17 protein-coding genes and 1 pseudogene are annotated in these 15,864 nt (G+C 73.5%); 8 read left to right on the top strand and 10 right to left on the bottom strand.

Translation table 11 applies throughout. From position 1 onward, the window contains the following. The coding region (locus IE249_RS37750; protein ID WP_229858788.1) for an AMP-binding protein at window positions 1-608 on the bottom strand (608 nt) is incomplete at its 3' end. Window positions 609-718: 110 nt separating this feature from the next. Between IE249_RS37750 and IE249_RS18695 the strand changes: the two genes are divergently transcribed. Genes IE249_RS18695 through IE249_RS18685 form a run of 3 tightly spaced genes read left to right on the top strand, consistent with a single transcriptional unit; the run spans window position 719 to window position 3,070 of the window. Continuing rightward, on the top strand, window positions 719-1,873 hold the full coding sequence (locus IE249_RS18695; RefSeq protein ID WP_189705964.1) for a lipid-transfer protein: 1,155 nt from the start codon (window positions 719-721) through the stop codon (window positions 1,871-1,873). Window positions 1,874-1,883: 10 nt separating this feature from the next. After that, complete coding sequence (locus tag IE249_RS18690; RefSeq protein ID WP_189705963.1) at window positions 1,884-2,300, top strand: Zn-ribbon domain-containing OB-fold protein; 417 nt, start codon at window positions 1,884-1,886, stop codon at window positions 2,298-2,300. Further along, entirely contained in the window at window positions 2,297-3,070 is a 774-nt protein-coding gene (locus IE249_RS18685; RefSeq protein WP_189705962.1) for an enoyl-CoA hydratase/isomerase family protein, read from the top strand. Before IE249_RS18690 ends, IE249_RS18685 begins: the two co-directional genes overlap by 4 nt. A 36-nt stretch (window positions 3,071-3,106) precedes the next feature. Here IE249_RS18685 and IE249_RS18680 read toward each other — a convergent pair whose 3' ends face one another. The 3 genes from IE249_RS18680 to kbpA all read right to left on the bottom strand — a co-directional run bounded on the left by IE249_RS18680 (window position 3,107) and on the right by kbpA (window position 7,118). Then, on the bottom strand, window positions 3,107-3,667 hold the full coding sequence (locus IE249_RS18680) for a hypothetical protein (protein WP_189705961.1): 561 nt from the start codon (window positions 3,665-3,667) through the stop codon (window positions 3,107-3,109). 183 nt (window positions 3,668-3,850) lie between these two features. Further along, window positions 3,851-6,190, bottom strand: coding sequence for a serine/threonine-protein kinase (locus IE249_RS18675; RefSeq protein ID WP_189705960.1), 2,340 nt, complete (start codon window positions 6,188-6,190; stop codon window positions 3,851-3,853). Between the two features lie 199 nt (window positions 6,191-6,389). Then, window positions 6,390-7,118, bottom strand: coding sequence for an AfsK-binding protein KbpA (kbpA, locus tag IE249_RS18670; RefSeq protein WP_189705959.1), 729 nt, complete (start codon window positions 7,116-7,118; stop codon window positions 6,390-6,392). A 134-nt stretch (window positions 7,119-7,252) separates the two neighbouring features. On the opposite strand from kbpA, the gene IE249_RS18665 reads away from it, so the two are divergent. Then, complete coding sequence (locus tag IE249_RS18665; RefSeq protein ID WP_189706027.1) at window positions 7,253-7,888, top strand: TetR family transcriptional regulator; 636 nt, start codon at window positions 7,253-7,255, stop codon at window positions 7,886-7,888. A 138-nt stretch (window positions 7,889-8,026) separates the two neighbouring features. On the opposite strand, the gene IE249_RS18660 is transcribed toward IE249_RS18665, so the two are convergent. Both IE249_RS18660 and IE249_RS18655 read right to left on the bottom strand, forming a co-directional pair. After that, window positions 8,027-9,436 (bottom strand): MFS transporter, encoded by a 1,410-nt coding sequence (locus IE249_RS18660; RefSeq protein ID WP_189705958.1) that lies wholly within the window; start codon window positions 9,434-9,436, stop codon window positions 8,027-8,029. Window positions 9,437-9,598: 162 nt separating this feature from the next. Continuing rightward, window positions 9,599-10,051: an Lrp/AsnC family transcriptional regulator gene (locus tag IE249_RS18655; protein ID WP_189705957.1), complete on the bottom strand. Its 453-nt coding sequence runs from the start codon at window positions 10,049-10,051 to the stop codon at window positions 9,599-9,601. A gap of 82 nt (window positions 10,052-10,133) precedes the next feature. Between IE249_RS18655 and IE249_RS18650 the strand changes: the two genes are divergently transcribed. Next, window positions 10,134-10,766, top strand: a complete 633-nt coding sequence (locus IE249_RS18650; RefSeq protein ID WP_189705956.1) for a LysE family translocator — start codon at window positions 10,134-10,136, stop codon at window positions 10,764-10,766. Window positions 10,767-10,796: 30 nt separating this feature from the next. Here the strand turns inward: IE249_RS18650 and IE249_RS18645 are convergent, their stop codons facing one another. Beyond that, window positions 10,797-11,279, bottom strand: a complete 483-nt coding sequence (locus IE249_RS18645) for a nitroreductase family deazaflavin-dependent oxidoreductase (protein ID WP_373304413.1) — start codon at window positions 11,277-11,279, stop codon at window positions 10,797-10,799. Next, window positions 11,276-12,478 (bottom strand): acyl-CoA dehydrogenase family protein, encoded by a 1,203-nt coding sequence (locus IE249_RS18640; protein WP_189705955.1) that lies wholly within the window; start codon window positions 12,476-12,478, stop codon window positions 11,276-11,278. Before IE249_RS18640 ends, IE249_RS18645 begins: the two co-directional genes overlap by 4 nt. A gap of 117 nt (window positions 12,479-12,595) precedes the next feature. Between IE249_RS18640 and IE249_RS18635 the strand changes: the two genes are divergently transcribed. Then, window positions 12,596-13,768 carry a thiolase C-terminal domain-containing protein gene (locus IE249_RS18635; protein WP_189705954.1) on the top strand — a complete coding sequence of 391 codons (1,173 nt, stop codon included), beginning with the start codon at window positions 12,596-12,598 and terminating at the stop codon, window positions 13,766-13,768. A gap of 28 nt (window positions 13,769-13,796) precedes the next feature. Then, on the top strand, window positions 13,797-14,462 hold the full coding sequence (locus IE249_RS18630; protein ID WP_189705953.1) for a pyridoxine/pyridoxamine 5'-phosphate oxidase: 666 nt from the start codon (window positions 13,797-13,799) through the stop codon (window positions 14,460-14,462). A 14-nt stretch (window positions 14,463-14,476) separates the two neighbouring features. On the opposite strand, the gene IE249_RS18625 is transcribed toward IE249_RS18630, so the two are convergent. After that, window positions 14,477-14,689: a DUF397 domain-containing protein gene (locus tag IE249_RS18625; RefSeq protein ID WP_189705952.1), complete on the bottom strand. Its 213-nt coding sequence runs from the start codon at window positions 14,687-14,689 to the stop codon at window positions 14,477-14,479. Then, on the bottom strand, window positions 14,686-15,501 hold the full coding sequence (locus IE249_RS18620; RefSeq protein WP_189705951.1) for a helix-turn-helix domain-containing protein: 816 nt from the start codon (window positions 15,499-15,501) through the stop codon (window positions 14,686-14,688). The genes IE249_RS18625 and IE249_RS18620 overlap by 4 nt, the downstream gene beginning before the upstream one ends. A gap of 71 nt (window positions 15,502-15,572) precedes the next feature. Between IE249_RS18620 and IE249_RS37745 the strand changes: the two are divergent. Then, window positions 15,573-15,864: pseudogene (locus IE249_RS37745) on the top strand (helix-turn-helix domain-containing protein); the annotation flags it as partial.

Genomic DNA, 15,864 nt, shown 5'->3' with positions numbered 1-15,864 from the left:
GCCCCCTTGGGCCGGCCGGTCGTGCCCGAGGTGAAGACGATGTCCGAGGGCATGTCCCCGGTCACCGAGGCGGCCCGCTCCCGCACCCGCGCCGCGCTCACCGCGTCCCCGCCCGCCAGGAAGTCCTTCCAGGTGCGGAAGTCGGCCGGGGCGTCGTCCGAGAGCACCACCACCTCCTCCAGCGCGGGCAGCGCCGGCAGCGGCCCCTCGCCGGGCCCCTCCCCCGCCGCCCTGCGCAGCGAGGCGACGTAGGAGGTGCCGAGGAAGGTGCCGGTCACGAACAGCAGCCGCGCACCGCTGCGCCGCAGCACGTACGCCGCCTCACCGCCCTTGAAGCGGGTGTTCAGCGGGACGAGCACCGCGCCCGCCGACACCGCGCCCAGGGCCGCGACCATCCAGTCCAGCGAGTTCGGCGCCCAGATGGCCACCCGGTCGCCGGTTCCGACCCCGCGCGCCAGGCAGGCCGCCGCCGCGCGCTCCACCCGCGCGCCGAGCTCCGCGTACGAGACGCGGGTACGGCCCTCCACCACCGCCTCGGTGTCCCCGTACCGCCGGGCAGCCGCACGGACCAGCCCGGGGATGCCGCCCCACTCCTCGTCACCGCGCACCGCCGGCCTCCCGAACGCAACGACACCCGTACCTGACTGGTCGTCAGATTAGCGGTAACCTGACGGGCTGTCAGCCACGGCGGAAGCCGGCAGCCAGCGGAGGTGCGCGCATGCCAGGACCCGGTCTCAAGGACGCCACGGCCATCGTCGGGATCGGGCAGACGCCCTTCGCCAGACACCTCCCGGAGGACGAACGAACCCTCGCCTGCCGGGCCGTGCTCGCCGCCCTCGACGACGCCGGCATCGACCCCGGCGAGGTCGACGCTCTCGCCTCCTACACCATGGAGGAGACCGACGAGGTGGAGCTGGCCAAGGCCCTCGGCCTCGGCGACCTCACCTTCTTCAGCAAGGTGGGCTACGGCGGAGGCGGTTCGTGCGCGACCGTCGCCCACCTCGCCGCCGCCGTCACCGCCGGCCAGGCCACCGTCGGCGTCGCCTGGCGCTCGCGCAAACGCGGCAGCGGGCCCCGCCCCTGGACCAGTACGACCGCGCAACTGCCCACGCCCGCCCAGTGGACCCGCCCCTTCGGACTGCTGCGGCCGGTTGACGAGATAGCCGTGCTCGCGCGGCGCTACATGCACGAGTACGGGGCCACCCGCGACCACCTCTTCAACGTCGCCCTCGCCTGCCGCAACCGCGCCAACCAGAACCCGGCCGCGATCATGTACGACCGCCCGCTCACCCGCGAGATGTACATGACCTCGCGGTGGATCAGCGAGCCGCTCTGCCTCTACGACAACTGCCTGGAGACGGACGGCGCGTTGGCCTGCGTGGTGGTGAGCCGGGAGCGCGCCCGCGACTGCCGGCACCGCCCCGTCCTCGTCCACGCGGCCGCCCAGGGCCTGCCCGCCCAGCACCACGGCATGGTCAACTACTGGAACGACGACCCGCTCAGCGGACCCTCCTGGGCCGCCGCCCGCCACCTGTGGAAGCACGCCGATCTCACCCCCGAGGACGTCGACGTGGCGCAGATCTACGACGCGTTCACCGCCCTCATACCGCTCTCCCTGGAGGGCTACGGCTTCTGCGGCCGGGGCGAGGGCGGGGCGTTCACCGAGGGCGGCGCCCTGGAGACCGGCGGGCGGCTCCCCCTCAACACCGGGGGCGGCGGGCTGTCGGAGGCCTACGTCCACGGCTTCAACCTCATCAACGAGGGCGTGAAGCAGTTGCGCGGCACCAGCACCGCACAGGTCCCGGGAGCCGCCACCTGCCTGGTCACGGCCGGCGAGGGCGTCCCCACCTCCGCCCTGCTGCTGACGAACTGAGGAGACCGACATGCTCGAGCCCGTCACCGACGCCGACGGCGCCCCCTTCTGGGAGTACGCCGCCCGGGGTGAACTGCGCGTGCAGGCCTGCGCCGACTGCGGCGAGGTCCGCTTCCCGCCCCGCCCCTGCTGCCCGCACTGCCGGTCCTTCGCGAGCGAGTGGCGCGCGGCCTCGGGGCGCGGGCGGATCTGGTCCCACGTCGTGCCGCACCCGCCCCTGCTGCCGGACTACGCCGAGCAGGCGCCGTACAACGTGGTCGTCGTCGAACTCGCCGACCACCCGCGCGTCCGGCTCGTCGGCAACGTCGTGAGCGAGGCGGGCGCGCGGCTCGACTCCGTGCCCCCGGAGCGCATCGGGATCGGCGCGCGGGTCGAGGCCGTCTTCGACGGAACCGGTCTGCCGCAGTGGGTCCTGGAGCGCCCATGAGCCTCGGCGTCCGCACCGACGACGACACCGGCGTCGCCGTCGTCACCCTGGACCGGCCGGACCGGCTCAACGCGATCGACCTCACCCTGGCCGCCGAACTGACCGCGTGCTGGCGGGCGTTGCGCTTCGACGACTCGGTACGGGCGGTCGTGCTCACCGGGGCCGGCGAGCGGGCGTTCTGCACGGGCATCGACCGGGACGCGGTGGTGCCGCAGCCCGCCTCCCCGTACATGCTGGACGACCCGCTGCTGCGGATCGGGCCCAAGGCGAACGACCTGTGGAAGCCGGTCGTCGCCGCCGTGCGCGGAATGGCCTGCGGGGGCGCCTTCTACCTGCTCGGCGAGAGCGACTTCGTCGTCGCCGACACCACCGCGGTCTTCTTCGACCCGCACACCGCCTACGGCATGGTCAGCGCCTACGAGTCCGTGCTGATGGCCGGGCGGATGCCCTACGGGGAGGCCGCGCGGATGATGCTCATGGGCACGGCCGAACGGATCTCCGCCCACCGCGCCCACCAGGTGGGCCTCGTCTCCGAACTGACGGAGGCGGGCGGGGCGTTGACGGCCGCCGTGCGCTGCGCGTCCGTCATCGCCGGGTATCCGGCCGAGGCGGTGCAGGGCACCGTACGGGCGCTGTGGGCGGCCGGGGAGGCCGCACGCGCGCAGGCGTACGCGCAGGCGCCGCACCTGATCGCGCTCGGCAACCTGCCGCCCGCGCGGCAGGCGGAGCTCTTCGCGGGGCGGCGGGGCGGGGACTTCCGGGTGCGCTGAGCGGCAGTCAGTCCCGTCGGCCGCCGTCAGCCGCCCTCAGCGAACGGCGGCTGCCGCGCGGGCCACCTCGCAGTGGTCGAGGCGAGCGAGCACATCCGCGTCCGCGTCCACCCGGAGCGTCCTGGTCGCCCTCGCGGACACCTTGGTCACCACGTACCGCCGGCCGAGTTCGGCGCCGTCCCGGTCCAGGAAGGTGACCTGGACGCCGAACGACCCGTCGCGGTCATTGGGGTTGCGCACCTCGGCGGTCGTGTACGGCTTCTTGCCGGTGGCGCAGCTCACCAGCCGCGCCACCGCGTCCTGGAGCGGCTGCGCCGTCCCCCGGCCGCCGGAGGGCGTCGCGGTCGCGCGGTGCGTGGGCCGGCCGCCGTAGCTCCCGCCGGTGTACGCCCCGTCCGTGTGCGAACGGCCCGTGGACGTACCGCCGGACGAGGTGGAGGTGTCGTGGTCCTGGCGGGAGCTGCTGCATCCGCCCCCGCCGCTCCCGCCGCCGCTGCGGTGCCTGCTGTGCGAGTGCGAGCGCGAGAAACCGGTGAGCGCGAGCACCACCACCGCCAGCACCGCCGTGAACCTGACCCTGCGCCCCCATGTCTTCATGCGATCACCCTATCGGCGCACCGGGCGGGCCTTCGGGCTCGTGTGGCGAGGGGGGCGCACGAAGGGTAGCGTCTTGGGTACGAGCGGTGAGGAACCGGCCGCTCACCAGGACCGACGGCCGCCGTCCGAGCCCTTCCGTGAACCCGTACGACGGCCGTCACCAAACCCGGCCGGGCCCGCGCCTCACGCGGTGCGGGCCGTCCCGGTCCCCTTCTCCGCGTCCAGCGCGTACACGCAGCGGTCCTTGCTGCACGCGTACACCACGCCGTCCCTGACCACCGGGGAGCCGGTGATCTCACCGCCGGTGGCCAGCTTCCAGCGCAGCCGGCCGTCGTCGGCCTTGAGGGTGTAGAGCAGGTGGTCGGTGGAGCCGAAGTGGATACGGCCCTCGGCGACCGCCGGGGAGCCGACGATCTCTCCGCCGGACTGGAAGCGCCACTTGGGCGTGCCGGTCACCGCGTCCAGGGTGTAGAGGCCCTTGCCGCTGCCCACGTGGACGTGGCCCGCCGCCACCAGCACCGGGTCGATCGAGGCGCGGGACTCGGTGGCGATGCGCCAGCGGTCGCGGCCGTCGGTGGCGTCGAGGGCGTAGACCGTGCCCAGGTAGTCGGCGAGGTAGATGCCGCCGCCGGTGACGGCCGGGCCCGGGGCGAAGGCGGGCGGGCAGAGGAAGACCGCGGGCGCCTCGAAGTGCCAGCGGACCCGGCCGCTCGCGATGTCCAGGGCGACCACGCGGGTGCCGGCCGAGACGTAGACGTAGCCGTCGGGGGCCGGGGTGAGGCGGACCGGGACACCGCCGCAGGAGGCCGCGTCGCCGATGGGGTACGACCAGCGCTCCTCGCCGGTGCGCGCCTCCAGGGCGCGCAGCCGGGCGTCCTGCCAGACGTAGACCGTGCCGTCGTGGACGGCGGGGCCGGCCTCGGGGGACTCGAAGTCGCTCTGGCAGCCGGAGATCTCCCACAGCTTCTGGCCGCCGGCCGCCTCCCAGGCCTGTACGCCGCCGCCGCGGGTGCCGGTGACGACGGTGCCCCGGTCGGCCTTGAGCGAGTACACCCAGGCGTCCGTCTGCACCCGCCACAGGTCGGAGCCCTCGCGGGCGTCCAGGGCGAACAGGGTGGGTCCGTCGGAGGCGTGCACGCGGCCGTCGGCGACCGCCATCGACCAGGCCACGTCCCGCGTCTTGAAGCGGCGCCGGCCGGTGGCCACGTCCAGGGCGTGCACCTCGAAGGAGGTGACGTAGACGAGGTCTCCGGCGACGGAGGGGGTGCCCCAGACGTCGTTGGACATGCGGAAGCGCCAGGGGCGCCAGCCCGAGGCGGTCTCCGGGGGCACGGCAGGTGCGGCCGTCAGGGCGGGGTCGGCGCCGTTCACGCCGGGACGGGGCCTGGACCAGGTGGCGGCGAGGCCGGCCTCGGGCGGAGGCGCCTTGACGGCGGCCGCGCGGGCGTCGGCGACGCGCGGTCCGGGGCCGATCGGCACCTGGGCGCCGGCCAGCCGCACCGGCCCGGAGTCGCCGCCGGCCGGCACGGGCACGGGCGGCGCCGGGACGACCGGGTCGTGCGAGGGGGGCGGCGGGACCTGGGGCCGGCCGCCGCTGCGCGGGCCGGGCGCGGGCCGGCCGGCCGGTCGGCCGCCGCGGCGGGACTCGATCAGGCCCACCGCGCGCTCGGGCAGCCAGGCGGAGGCGGTGCCGCTGTCGTCGGAGCCGGAGCCGAACAGGTGCGGGGCGAGCTGGGCCTGGAGGTCGGCCGGGGTGGGGCGGCCCGGGACGTCCATCTGCATGCAGGACTCGATCAGCGGGCGCAGCTCGTCCGGCAGGCCCTCCAGGTCGGGACCCTCGCGCAGCAGCATGAAGACCGTCTCGACCGGGTTGGCGCCGTGGAAGGGCGGGTGGCCGGTGGCGGCGAAGACCAGCATGGAGCCGAGCGAGAAGACGTCGCTCGCGCCGGTGACGCTGCGGGAGTCCTTGGCCTGCTCGGGGGACATGTACGCGGGGGTGCCGACGGCGACGTTCGTCATGGTCAGCCGGGTGTTCGAGACACCCGAGGCGATGCCGAAGTCGATCACCCGGGGGCCGTCCTCGACGACGAGGACGTTGGACGGCTTCAGGTCGCGGTGGACCAGCCCGGCGCCGTGGATGGACTGCAGGGCCTCAGCGACGCCCGCCGCGAGCCAGCGCACCGCCTGCACCGGCAGCGGCCCGCACTCGGTCACTATCTCCTCGAGGGAGGGCGCGGGCACGTAGGCGGTGGCGAGCCACGGCACGGCCGCGCGCGGGTCGGCGTCGACGACGGCGGCCGTGTAGAAGCCCGAGACCGCCCGCGCGGCCTCGACCTCGCGCGTGAAGCGGACCCGGAACAGCTGGTCCTCGGCCAGCTCGGTGCGGACCGTCTTGATCGCCACGCGCCGGCCGGACGCCGAGCGCGCGAGATAGACCAGCCCCATGCCGCCGGCACCCAGCCGTCCCAGCACCTCGAACGGCCCGATCCGCCGCGGATCGTGCTGCGTCAGCTGATCCACCACTTGCCTGCCACCTCCCCGTACGAGCCGCGTCACCCACATATGTACGCGACCCCCGTGCAGCGTCTCACCACCGCACCGCCGTGGCGGCACGCACCCCGATTCTTCCTGTCCCGGGCACTGGTTGCGAACCCGGCGACGAATCGGGATGTCCTGCCGCAAAATCCCCGCAATCCCCCGCTTTCCGCACGGATGACGGCTGTCACCTCTGCAGTACGGCGAAGGACGCCCCCTGATTGTCGGCGACGACGGCCACGGTTCCGTAGGACGTCTCGAAGGGTGACACCTGCACCCGGCCGCCCAGCCGGCTCACGGCCCCCAGGGCCGCCTCGGCGTCGTCGACGCGGAAGTGGACGAGGAAGTGGGGCGGCATCTCGGGCGGGAAGACGTCCGTGACGGGCGCGCGGCCGAAGTCGGGCTCGGCGTCCCGGCCGAAGAGGGCGTCGTGGAAGAGACCGCCGTAGAAGGCGTTGGCCGCGCCGGTGTCCCGGGCGTAGAGCTGGGCCCAGGCGAAGGTGCCCGGCTCGTGGCGGCGGCCGAAGCCGGGGTGGCTGCCCGGCTGCCACAGGCCGAAGACCGCCCCTTCCGGGTCGGCGGCGAGGGCGGCGGTGCCGAAGTCGCCGACCTCGCGGGGTTCGCCGACGACCTGGCCGCCCTCCGCGCGGATCCGCCCGGCCAGCGCCGGGGCGTCCGGGGTGGAGAAGTACACGGTCCAGACGGTGGGCATCCGGCCGTCCGTCTTCGGCGCGAGCGCGGCTACGGGCCTGGCGTCCAGGCGTGCCAGTACGAAGCTGCCGTACGCCGCCTTCTCCTCGAAGGTCCACCCGAAGAGCTCACCGTAGAAACGCTTGCCCGCCTCTACGTCGGGAAGCTGCGCGTCCACCCAGCACGGGACGCCCTCTGTGTATGCGGATGCCCTGTTTTCGGCCATGCGGTCAACCTAACCGGGCCGCCCGCGGGCCGCAGACCAGGCACACCAGCCTCTCCACACCCGTGCACCCCATTTGCAGTCGGCCGAATCGCGCTCCGATCACCCCTCGGTAAGCTGACGGCATGACAGGACAAGTGCGTACCGTCGACGGCCGCGTGGCCGGCCGGCGTGGGCAGGCGACCCGGCAGAAGCTGCTCGACTGCCTCAGCGAGATGCTCAGCTCCTCCCCCTACCGGGACGTCAAGGTCATCGACGTGGCCCGCAAGGCGGGAACTTCGCCGGCCACCTTCTACCAGTACTTCCCGGACGTCGAGGGCGCAGTCCTCGAGATCGCCGAGCAAATGGCCGCCGAGGGAGCCGGGTTGACCGAGCTGCTGGAGGGCCGCTCGTGGGCCGGCAAGGCGGGCTGGCAGACCGCGCAGGAACTCGTCGACGGCTTCCTGGAGTTCTGGCGCAAGCACGACGCGATCCTGCGCGTGGTCGACCTCGGGGCGGCCGAGGGCGACAAGCGCTTCTACAAGCTCCGCATGAAGATCCTGAACGCCGTGAACAACTCCCTCGCGGATTCGGTCGCCGAACTCCAGTCCAAGGGCAGGGTCGACAAGGACGTGAACCCGGCCGCGATCGCCGGTTCCCTGGTCGCCATGCTCGCAGCGGTAGCCTCCCACCAGAAGGGCTTCTCCTCCTGGGGCGTGAAGCAGGCCGAACTCAAGCCGAACCTCGCCCTGTTGGTCTACCTGGGCATCACCGGCCGCAAGCCGACGAGATAGCCCCGTCCCGGGTTCCTTTCCCCCAAGTCCTGTCAGGCAGGCGGCGGTCCGTGCAGCGGGCCGCCGCCTGCCGCCGTCTGCGCCCCGTCGAGCCGGCCGAAGTCCCGCAGATGCACGGAGTCCCCCGAGGCCTCGGGGTCACTGCCGCGACGCCTCGGGCGGCGGCGCCGTCGCGGCGCCGGTGGCCGCGGCCCGAGGGGTGCGCGGAAGCAGGGCGGCGGCGGTCAGTCCGCCGAGGCCGACGACCGCGAGTGCCGCCATCGCCGCCGCGTACGCGCCCTTGCTGAGCCCCGCCACCAGGATCGTGCCCGCCACGGCCGTGCCGAGCGAGGAACCGAGGTTGGAGACGCTGCGCGAGAGGCCGGAGATCTCGCCCTGCCGCGCCTCGGGGAAGCACGACTGGACCACGTTCACCGACGGGGTGAGCATCACGCCCAGTCCCAGTCCGATGAGCAGAAGTCCAGGGGCGAACGCCCAGGCGCCGGGTTTCCAGGGAACCAGGGCCAGGAGCACGGCGACACCGGCGATCGCCACCACGAAGCCCGTCATGATCAGGCCGCGCTGGGTGTGCAGCCGGGCCAGTTTCCCGGCGGCGAGCGAGGAGGCGAGGATGCCGAGGGTCGCGGCGGTGAAGATCACGCCGGTCTCGATCGCGTCGTAGCCGCGGACGACCTGCAGATAGGCGGCGACGGTGAACGAGACGCCCATAAGCATCAGCCACTGCGTGTTCTGGGTGACCAGGCCGAGGTTCGAGGTGCGGTCGCGGAACAGCGCGGTCGACAGCAGCGCCTCACGGCCGGCGCGTTCCCGGCCGCGCACCCAGGCGAGGAAGCCCGCCAGCACCAGCGCACCGGCCAGCAGCAGGCCCAGCGCCAGCCAGCCGTTGTTGTCGACGGCCAGGATGCCGGTCACCAGCAGCACCAGGCCCGCCGCCGACAGCACGGCCCCGACCGTGTCGAAGGGCCGGGCCGGGTCGGGCGGCAGCGGATCGGCGAGTCCGCGGCTGAGCACCACGATCACCACGATCACCAGTGCCTGGAACACGAACGCGGCCCGCCAGCTGATCGCGCTCGTGATCAGCCCGCCGATCAGCGGACCGGCGGCCGCCCCGATGCCGCCCATCGCCATGATCGCGCCGAACGCGCGCGCCCGGGACGCGGTGCCGGTGAACAGCAGCGTGGTCAGGATGTAGACCGGCGGGATCAGCAACGCCGTGCCCACGCCCTCCAGGATCGAGTTCCCGAGGATCAGCACACCCAGCCCCGGGGCGGCCGCGCTGAGCACCGCCCCCACCCCGTACACCACCAGCCCCGCCAGCAGGCAGCGCTTGCGGCCCCACTTGTCGGTCAGCTTCCCGCCCGGAATCATCAGCGCGGCCATCACCAGCAGGAAGACCGTGATCGCCACCTGCACGCCCTGCACGGTGGTGTCCAGGTCCTTGCTGATGTCGTTGATCATCACGTTCATGTTCGAGCCGGCGAAGCTGCAGATGAACTGCGCCAACGCCAGCGGGGCAAGCACCCGCCGCGCTCCCGCCACCGTCGCCATACCCGCCACCTGCCCATCCACGACAACAGCCCGGCACTCACAGCATGCGACCGCCGCGACCACGTCGCATGACCAGCCCCCACCGGACGGGCGCCGACGGCGTCGGGAAATGCCGGAAAACGTCGAAAAACTTCGAGAAACGTTGCGAAAGGTCGCGAAACGTCAGGAAGGCAACGGCCGGTCCTTGACCACGTGCTTCATCACCAGGGTGGAGGTGAGCCGCTGGACGCCCGGCAGGGTGGCGAGCCGTTCGTCGTAAAGGCGCTGGAAGGCGGCGAGGTCGGCCGTGGCCACCCGGAGCAGATAGTCCGGGTCGCCGAAGAGCCGCTGCGCCTCCAGTACGTGCTCCACCTCGCCGACCGCGCGCTCGAACTCCTCGACCGTGTCCCGGTCCTCCTGGCGCATCGAGACGAAGACCAGCGCCTCGAAGGTCAGCCCCACGGCGGCCGGGTCCACCACCGCCCGGTACCCGCGCACCGCCCCCGACCGCTCCAGCTCGCGCAGCCGCCGATGGCAGGGCGAGACGCTCAGCCGCACCCGCGCGGCCAGCTCCGTCACGGTCAGCCGCCCGTCCTGCTGGAGCTCGGCAAGGATTTTCCGGTCCATGTCGTCCACGGGGAAGATTATCCTCGCCAAAGGCGACCTGTGGGCAAACTTAAGGAACACTTTCGCGCCGATCGCGCCTATTGTTCCCGCCATGCACGCCGGAACGCTTCTCTCCTTCCTCGCCGTCGACCTCCTGCTGGTCTGTGTGCCGGGCGCCGACTGGGCGTACGCCGTCGCGGCCGGACTGAGGAACCGCTCGGTCGCGGTGGCGGTGGGCGGGCTCGTCGCCGGCTACGCCCTGCACACCCTGCTGGCCGCCGCCGGTCTCGCGGTCCTGGTCGCGGGCTCGCCGGAACTGCTCACCGCCCTGACGGCGGCGGGCGCCGGCTACCTGGTGTGGCTCGGCTGGAGCGTGCTGCGCCGGCCGGCGGCCGTGCCGGCGGCGGAGGCGGACGCGGAGGCCCCCGCCGCGACCGCGCCCCGCGTCTTCCTGCGCGGCGCCACGATCAGCGGCCTGAACCCCAAGGGCCTGCTGCTCTACCTCTCCGTCCTGCCGCAGTTCCTCACCACCCGGGGCGCCCGGCTGCCGGTCGCCGCGCAGACGGCCGCCCTCGGCCTCCTGCACATGGCGTGCTGCGCCGCCGTCTACCTGACGGTCGGCACCCTGGCCCGCGCGGTGCTGCGGGCGCGCCCGGCCGCCGCCCGCGCGGTCACCCGGACGTCGGGCGCGGCGATGCTGGGCATCGGGGCGTTGTTGCTGGTGGAGCGGCTGGCGACGCTGTGACGTGCGGCGCCTCGCCGCGACGCATGGCAATTACCTTCTTACGATCCGGAAGACGCGGATCTCCCGGGTGACCCGCGCCTGGTACGCGGCGTACGGCGGCCACAGGGCGAGCGCGGTCCGCCAGGCGGCCGCCCGCTCCTCACCGGTCAGCAGCACCGCCCGCACCGGGAAGTCCTCGCCCCGCAGGCTGACCTCGGCGTCGGGGTGGGCGAGCAGGTTGTGACTCCAGGCCGGGTGTCCCGGCCGCCCGAAGTTGGAGCCGATCAGGAGCCAGCCGCGCCCGTCCGCCTCCGGGACGCAGGCCAGGGGCGTGCGGCGGGCCAGTCCGCTGCGTGCCCCGGTGGTGGTGAGGACCAGGGCGGGCAGCATGCCGGCGCTGAGCAGCGTCCGCCCGCCGCTGAGCCGGTGGACCGCGCGGTCCAGGGCGGGGACGACGTGCGGGGCGAGCCGGGCGAAGGCGCGCGTGGAGGAGACCTTCTGCACGGTCCGCCGCGTGCCGTCCTGGATCCTCACACCGCCACCTCCCGCCGTTCGAACAGCCCGGCCGTGCGGGCGGCGTGCGCCCGCAGCCGGTGCACGGGGCCGAACAGCAGCTCGTCGCCCGCGGCCCGCTTGAAATACAGGTGTGCCTCGTGTTCCCAGGTGAAGCCGATCCCACCGTGCAGCTGGATCGCCTCGCCGGCGGCGAGCCGCAGCGCCTGGAGCGCCTGGGCGAGCGCCAGGCCGCCGACGCGTTCGCCGTGGCCGGCCGCCGCCCAGGCCGCGTAGCAGGCGGCCGAGCGGGCGGCCTGGACCTGCACGTACACATCGGCCAGCCGGTGCTTGACGGCCTGGAAGGAGCCGACGGCCCGGCCGAACTGCCGGCGCTGCTTGACGTACTCCACGGTCAGCTCCAGCGCCCGGTCCGCCGCGCCGACCGCCTCGCAGGCGAGCACGGCGGCGGCCGCGTCACCGGTGCCGGCGAGGGCGCCCAGTACCTCGGTCCCTTCACTGTCTCCCTCGTCGCCGCCCAGCAACTCCGCCCGTACGTTCCGCAGTTGTACGAGCCCCTGCGGGCGGGTGGCGTCCAGGGCGGTGCGCCGGGTCCTTACGACCCCTTCGGCGTCCCCCGTCACCAGGAAGAGCAGGGTGCGCGAGCGCGCGAACCCGCCGGTGTGCGCGGCGACGACGAGCAGGCCGGCCCGGTGGCCGTCGAGGACCTGGTCCACCTGCCCGTACAGCCGCCAGACGCCCTCAGCCCGCCGCGCCTGCACCCCGCCCGCGCGGCCGCCCCCGGCCCAGTCGCCGTCGTTGCCGCCGGTCAGCGCCAGCGCGGTGGTCAGGGCGGGGCCGGGCACGGCGAGGGCGGCGGTGAGCGTGCCGGCGGTGACCCGGGGCAGCAGCGCGGCGCGCTGGGCGGGGGTGCCGAGGCGGAGGATCAGCGGGGCGGCGAGGACCGAGGTGGCGAGCAGGGGCGTGGGGGCGAGCACCCGCCCGGTCTCCTCGCAGGCGAGGGCGAGTTCGGTCACGGAGCAGCCTGCGCCGCCGCAGGACTCCGGGAGGGCGAGCCCGGGCAGGCCGAGCTGCTCGGCGAGGGCGGTCCACAGGGCCGGGTCGTGGCCTGCCGGGGCGTCCACGGCGGCGCGCACCTCCTGCGGCCCGCACCTCTTGTGCAGCAGCTCGCGCAGGGTGCGGCGGATCTCGTCCTGCTCGGCGGTGAAGCGGGCGTCCATGGTTCTCCCTCACGACCCTCCAGAACTGACGGACCGTCATATTAGGGTGGCGGGATGCGGATGCCCAGAGCACGGACCACTGCCGTCGGGGTTCGTATCTGATGTAGCGTCAGATTCATGACGACGTCCGGGAACCGCAAGGTCGCCGTGGTCGGTGCGGCTCTCTCCGACTGCGGACGGGTGGACGACTCCACCGCGTACGCCCTGCACGCCCAGGCTGCCCGCCGCGCGCTGGCGGACGCCGGGCTGGACCGGAACCGGGTGGACGGGCTGGGCTCGGCGGGCCTCGGCACCCTGGCCCCGGTGGAGGTGGCCGAGTACCTGGGCCTGCGCCCCACCTGGGTGGACTCCACCTCGGTGGGCGGTTCGACGTGGGAGGTGATGGCGGCCCACGCGGCGGACGCGATCGCGGCGGGCCGGGCGAACGTGGTGCTCCTCGTCTACGGCTCGACCGCCCGCGCCGACATCCGGGCGGGCCGCCGCACCGGCACCCTCGCCTTCGGCAACCGGGGTCCGCTGCAGTTCGAGGCGCCCTACGGCCACACCCTGATCGCCAAGTACGCGATGGCGGCCCACCGGCACATGTACGAGTACGGCACGACGATCGAGCAGCTGGCGGAAGTGGCGGTGCAGGCCCGGGCCAACGCCGCGCTGAACCCGGACGCCATGTTCCGCGACCCGATCACCGTCGACGACGTGCTGTCCGGCCCGCTGATCGCGGACCCCTTCACCAAGCTGCACTGCTGCCTGCGCTCGGACGGCGGCGCGGCGGTCGTGCTCGCGGCCGAGGAGTACGCGCGCGACTGCCGTACGGCCCCGGTGTGGGTGCTCGGAACCGGGGAGCACGTCTCCCATACCACGATGTCCGAGTGGCCGGACTTCACCGTGTCCCCGGCGGCGGTGAGCGGCCGCCTCGCCTTCGAGCGGGCCGGGGTGCGCCCGCGGGAGATCGACTTCGCGGAGATCTACGACGCCTTCACCTACATGACGCTGGTGACGCTCGAGGACCTTGGCTTCTGCGGGAAGGGCGAGGGCGGGGCGTTCGTGGAGAAGGGGCGGCTGCTGGTCGAGGGCGGCGGGCTGCCGGTGAACACCGACGGCGGCGGCCTGTCCGCCCAGCACCCGGGCATGCGCGGCCTGTTCCTGCTGGTGGAAGCGGTACGGCAACTGCGCGGCGAGGCCGGCGAACGGCAGGTCCGCCGCGCCGACGGCGCCCTGCCCCGGCTCGGCCTCGCCTCCGGCACGGGGGGCTGGTTCTGCTCGTCGGGGACGGTCGTGCTGGGACGGTAGGGGGCGCCGGCCCGGCGATACTCGAGGTATGGACACCGATCTTCACGAGCTGTTGCGGGGGCTTCGGGTGTGGGAGCCCGGGGTGACCGAACTACCGCCGTTCGATCCGGGGGCGGCGCCCGGGGAACCGCTCGCCCTGTTCACCCGGTGGTTCGCGGACGCGGTCGCGGCCGGGGAGCGGGAGCCGCACACCATGTCGCTGGCGACCTGCGACGAGGAGGGCCGCCCGGACGTGCGGATCGTGGTGCTGCACGGCGCGGACGCCGACGGCTGGGCCTTCGCCACCCACGCCCACAGCCGCAAGGGCCGCCACCTCGCGGCCCGCCCGGAGGCCGCGCTGGCCTTCTACTGGCCGCTCCAGGGCCGCCAGGTCCGGGTGCGCGGCCCGGTCGCCGTCGCCCCGCCCGAGCAGGCACAGGCCGATCTGCACGCACGCTCCACGGGCGCCCTGGCCGCCGCGCTCACCGGCCGCCAGAGCGAAGTCCTCGGCTCACTGGAGGAGTTGGCGCGCGCCTCGGAGTCGGCCTGGGAGCGGGCCCGCTCCGCCCCGGACACCGAGGCCCCCTCCTGGACCCTCTACCGCCTCCACCCCACCGAGGTCGAGTTCTTCCAGGGCGAACCCCACCGCCGCCACGTACGCCTGCGATACCGCCACACGTCCACCGCGTGGACCCGCGAACTCCTGTGGCCCTGACCGGGCCTCCCTCGTCAGCTCCCGGACGCGTACGCCACGAAGTCCGCCCACGCCTCCGGCGCGAGCGCGAGCCGGGGGCCGATGGCCCGGTACTTGGAGTCACGGACGTGGATGGCACCGGAGGTGGTGGCGACCTCTACGCAGGAGTCGCCGTCGGGGCCACTGCTGTAGCTGCTCTTGAACCACGCCAGTTCGGAGACATCCCTGGCAGAAGCCTTGCGGATCATGTTGCTCCCAGCAGTTGGTCGACGAAGGCCAGTGACTCCTCCGGTGGGAGGGCCTGCGCCCGGATGGCGCCATACCGCAGCTCAAGAATGCGGAGCTGCCTCAGGTCAGTGACGGGACGGCCGTTGAACGCCCCGTCGGAGCGCCCCACGGCGGTGCCGTCCTCGAACTTCAGCAACTCGATCCTGCCGCTCATGCCGGGGTGCGGCGCACTGTCCAACGGCATCACCTGGAGGAACACATAACTCAACTGCCCTACCTCCAGCAAGCGTTCGAATTGCTGTCGCCGGACCATTGTGCCTCCAACCTTGCGCCGGAGCGTGCCCTCTTCCAGCACGAAGCTCAGCGACGGCGCAGGGCACCGTTCGAAGACGGCCTGCCGAGCGACACGGGCGGCTACGCGGCGCTCCAAGTCCTCCGGCGTGTAGGCGGGCTGCCACGACTCCAGTAGCGCCCTGGCGTACTCCGAAGTCTGCAACAGCCCCGCGATGTTGCTGTTCTCGTACACCCCGATCTCGACGGCCCGCGCCTCCATCTGCGCCAGGTCCCGCACCTTCTTCGGGTACCGGACCTTGGCCACGTCCTCCTTCATCGCGGCGAGCAGCCCACCCGCCCCCAGCACCTCGTCCGCCCTGTCCAGATATTCGGGCCGGGGAATCCTCTTCCCGCTCTCGATCTTGTAGACGAGATCCTCGCCGTACCCCGTCGCCTTGCCGAACTCACCGGCGCGCATGCCCACCGCCTCGCGCCGCAGCTTCAGTTGCCGCCCCACGGTGGCGACGACGGCCACGCCCCACTCGTCGTCCGGGTCCACCTCCCACCCGGGCTCGTCAGCCTCGGTCGTGAGCTGCCGCCCCTAGCGCGCCCGCGCCCGCCCAGTCCCGTATCCGGGCCAAGAACCACCCCGACGGGCGGCCGTTCGCCGGCGTCAGCCACGACCACGTCCGCCACACCGAGAACTTCACGGTGATCGGGAACGACCTGGCCCAGCACAAGGAACTGTCCCTGCTCGCCATCGGACTGGCCTGCCACATCCAGTCGGTGCGGCCGGGCACCGCCGTCGACATCAAGACCCTCGCCACCCGCTTCCCCGAGGGCCCCACCCGCATCGCCGCCGCCCTACGCGAACTCGAAGCGCACGGCTACCTGCGCCGCACCCGCGAACGCACGGCCACCG

Source organism: Streptomyces anandii JCM 4720, assembly GCF_014650655.1.
Lineage (GTDB): Bacteria > Actinomycetota > Actinomycetes > Streptomycetales > Streptomycetaceae > Streptomyces > Streptomyces anandii.
Note: the sequence above shows the minus strand (reverse complement) of the source record. Positions and strands in the feature narration are given on the sequence as shown.

Coding starts and splice junctions, on each gene's coding strand:
- IE249_RS18695 (WP_189705964.1), top strand. CDS start 719: ATGCCAGGACCCGGTCTCAAGGACGCCACGGCCATCGTCGGGATCGGG.
- IE249_RS18690 (WP_189705963.1), top strand. CDS start 1,884: ATGCTCGAGCCCGTCACCGACGCCGACGGCGCCCCCTTCTGGGAGTAC.
- IE249_RS18685 (WP_189705962.1), top strand. CDS start 2,297: ATGAGCCTCGGCGTCCGCACCGACGACGACACCGGCGTCGCCGTCGTC.
- IE249_RS18680 (WP_189705961.1), bottom strand. CDS start 3,667: ATGAAGACATGGGGGCGCAGGGTCAGGTTCACGGCGGTGCTGGCGGTG.
- kbpA (WP_189705959.1), bottom strand. CDS start 7,118: ATGGCCGAAAACAGGGCATCCGCATACACAGAGGGCGTCCCGTGCTGG.
- IE249_RS18660 (WP_189705958.1), bottom strand. CDS start 9,436: ATGGCGACGGTGGCGGGAGCGCGGCGGGTGCTTGCCCCGCTGGCGTTG.
- IE249_RS18650 (WP_189705956.1), top strand. CDS start 10,134: ATGCACGCCGGAACGCTTCTCTCCTTCCTCGCCGTCGACCTCCTGCTG.
- IE249_RS18640 (WP_189705955.1), bottom strand. CDS start 12,478: ATGGACGCCCGCTTCACCGCCGAGCAGGACGAGATCCGCCGCACCCTG.
- IE249_RS18635 (WP_189705954.1), top strand. CDS start 12,596: ATGACGACGTCCGGGAACCGCAAGGTCGCCGTGGTCGGTGCGGCTCTC.
- IE249_RS18630 (WP_189705953.1), top strand. CDS start 13,797: ATGGACACCGATCTTCACGAGCTGTTGCGGGGGCTTCGGGTGTGGGAG.
- IE249_RS18625 (WP_189705952.1), bottom strand. CDS start 14,689: ATGATCCGCAAGGCTTCTGCCAGGGATGTCTCCGAACTGGCGTGGTTC.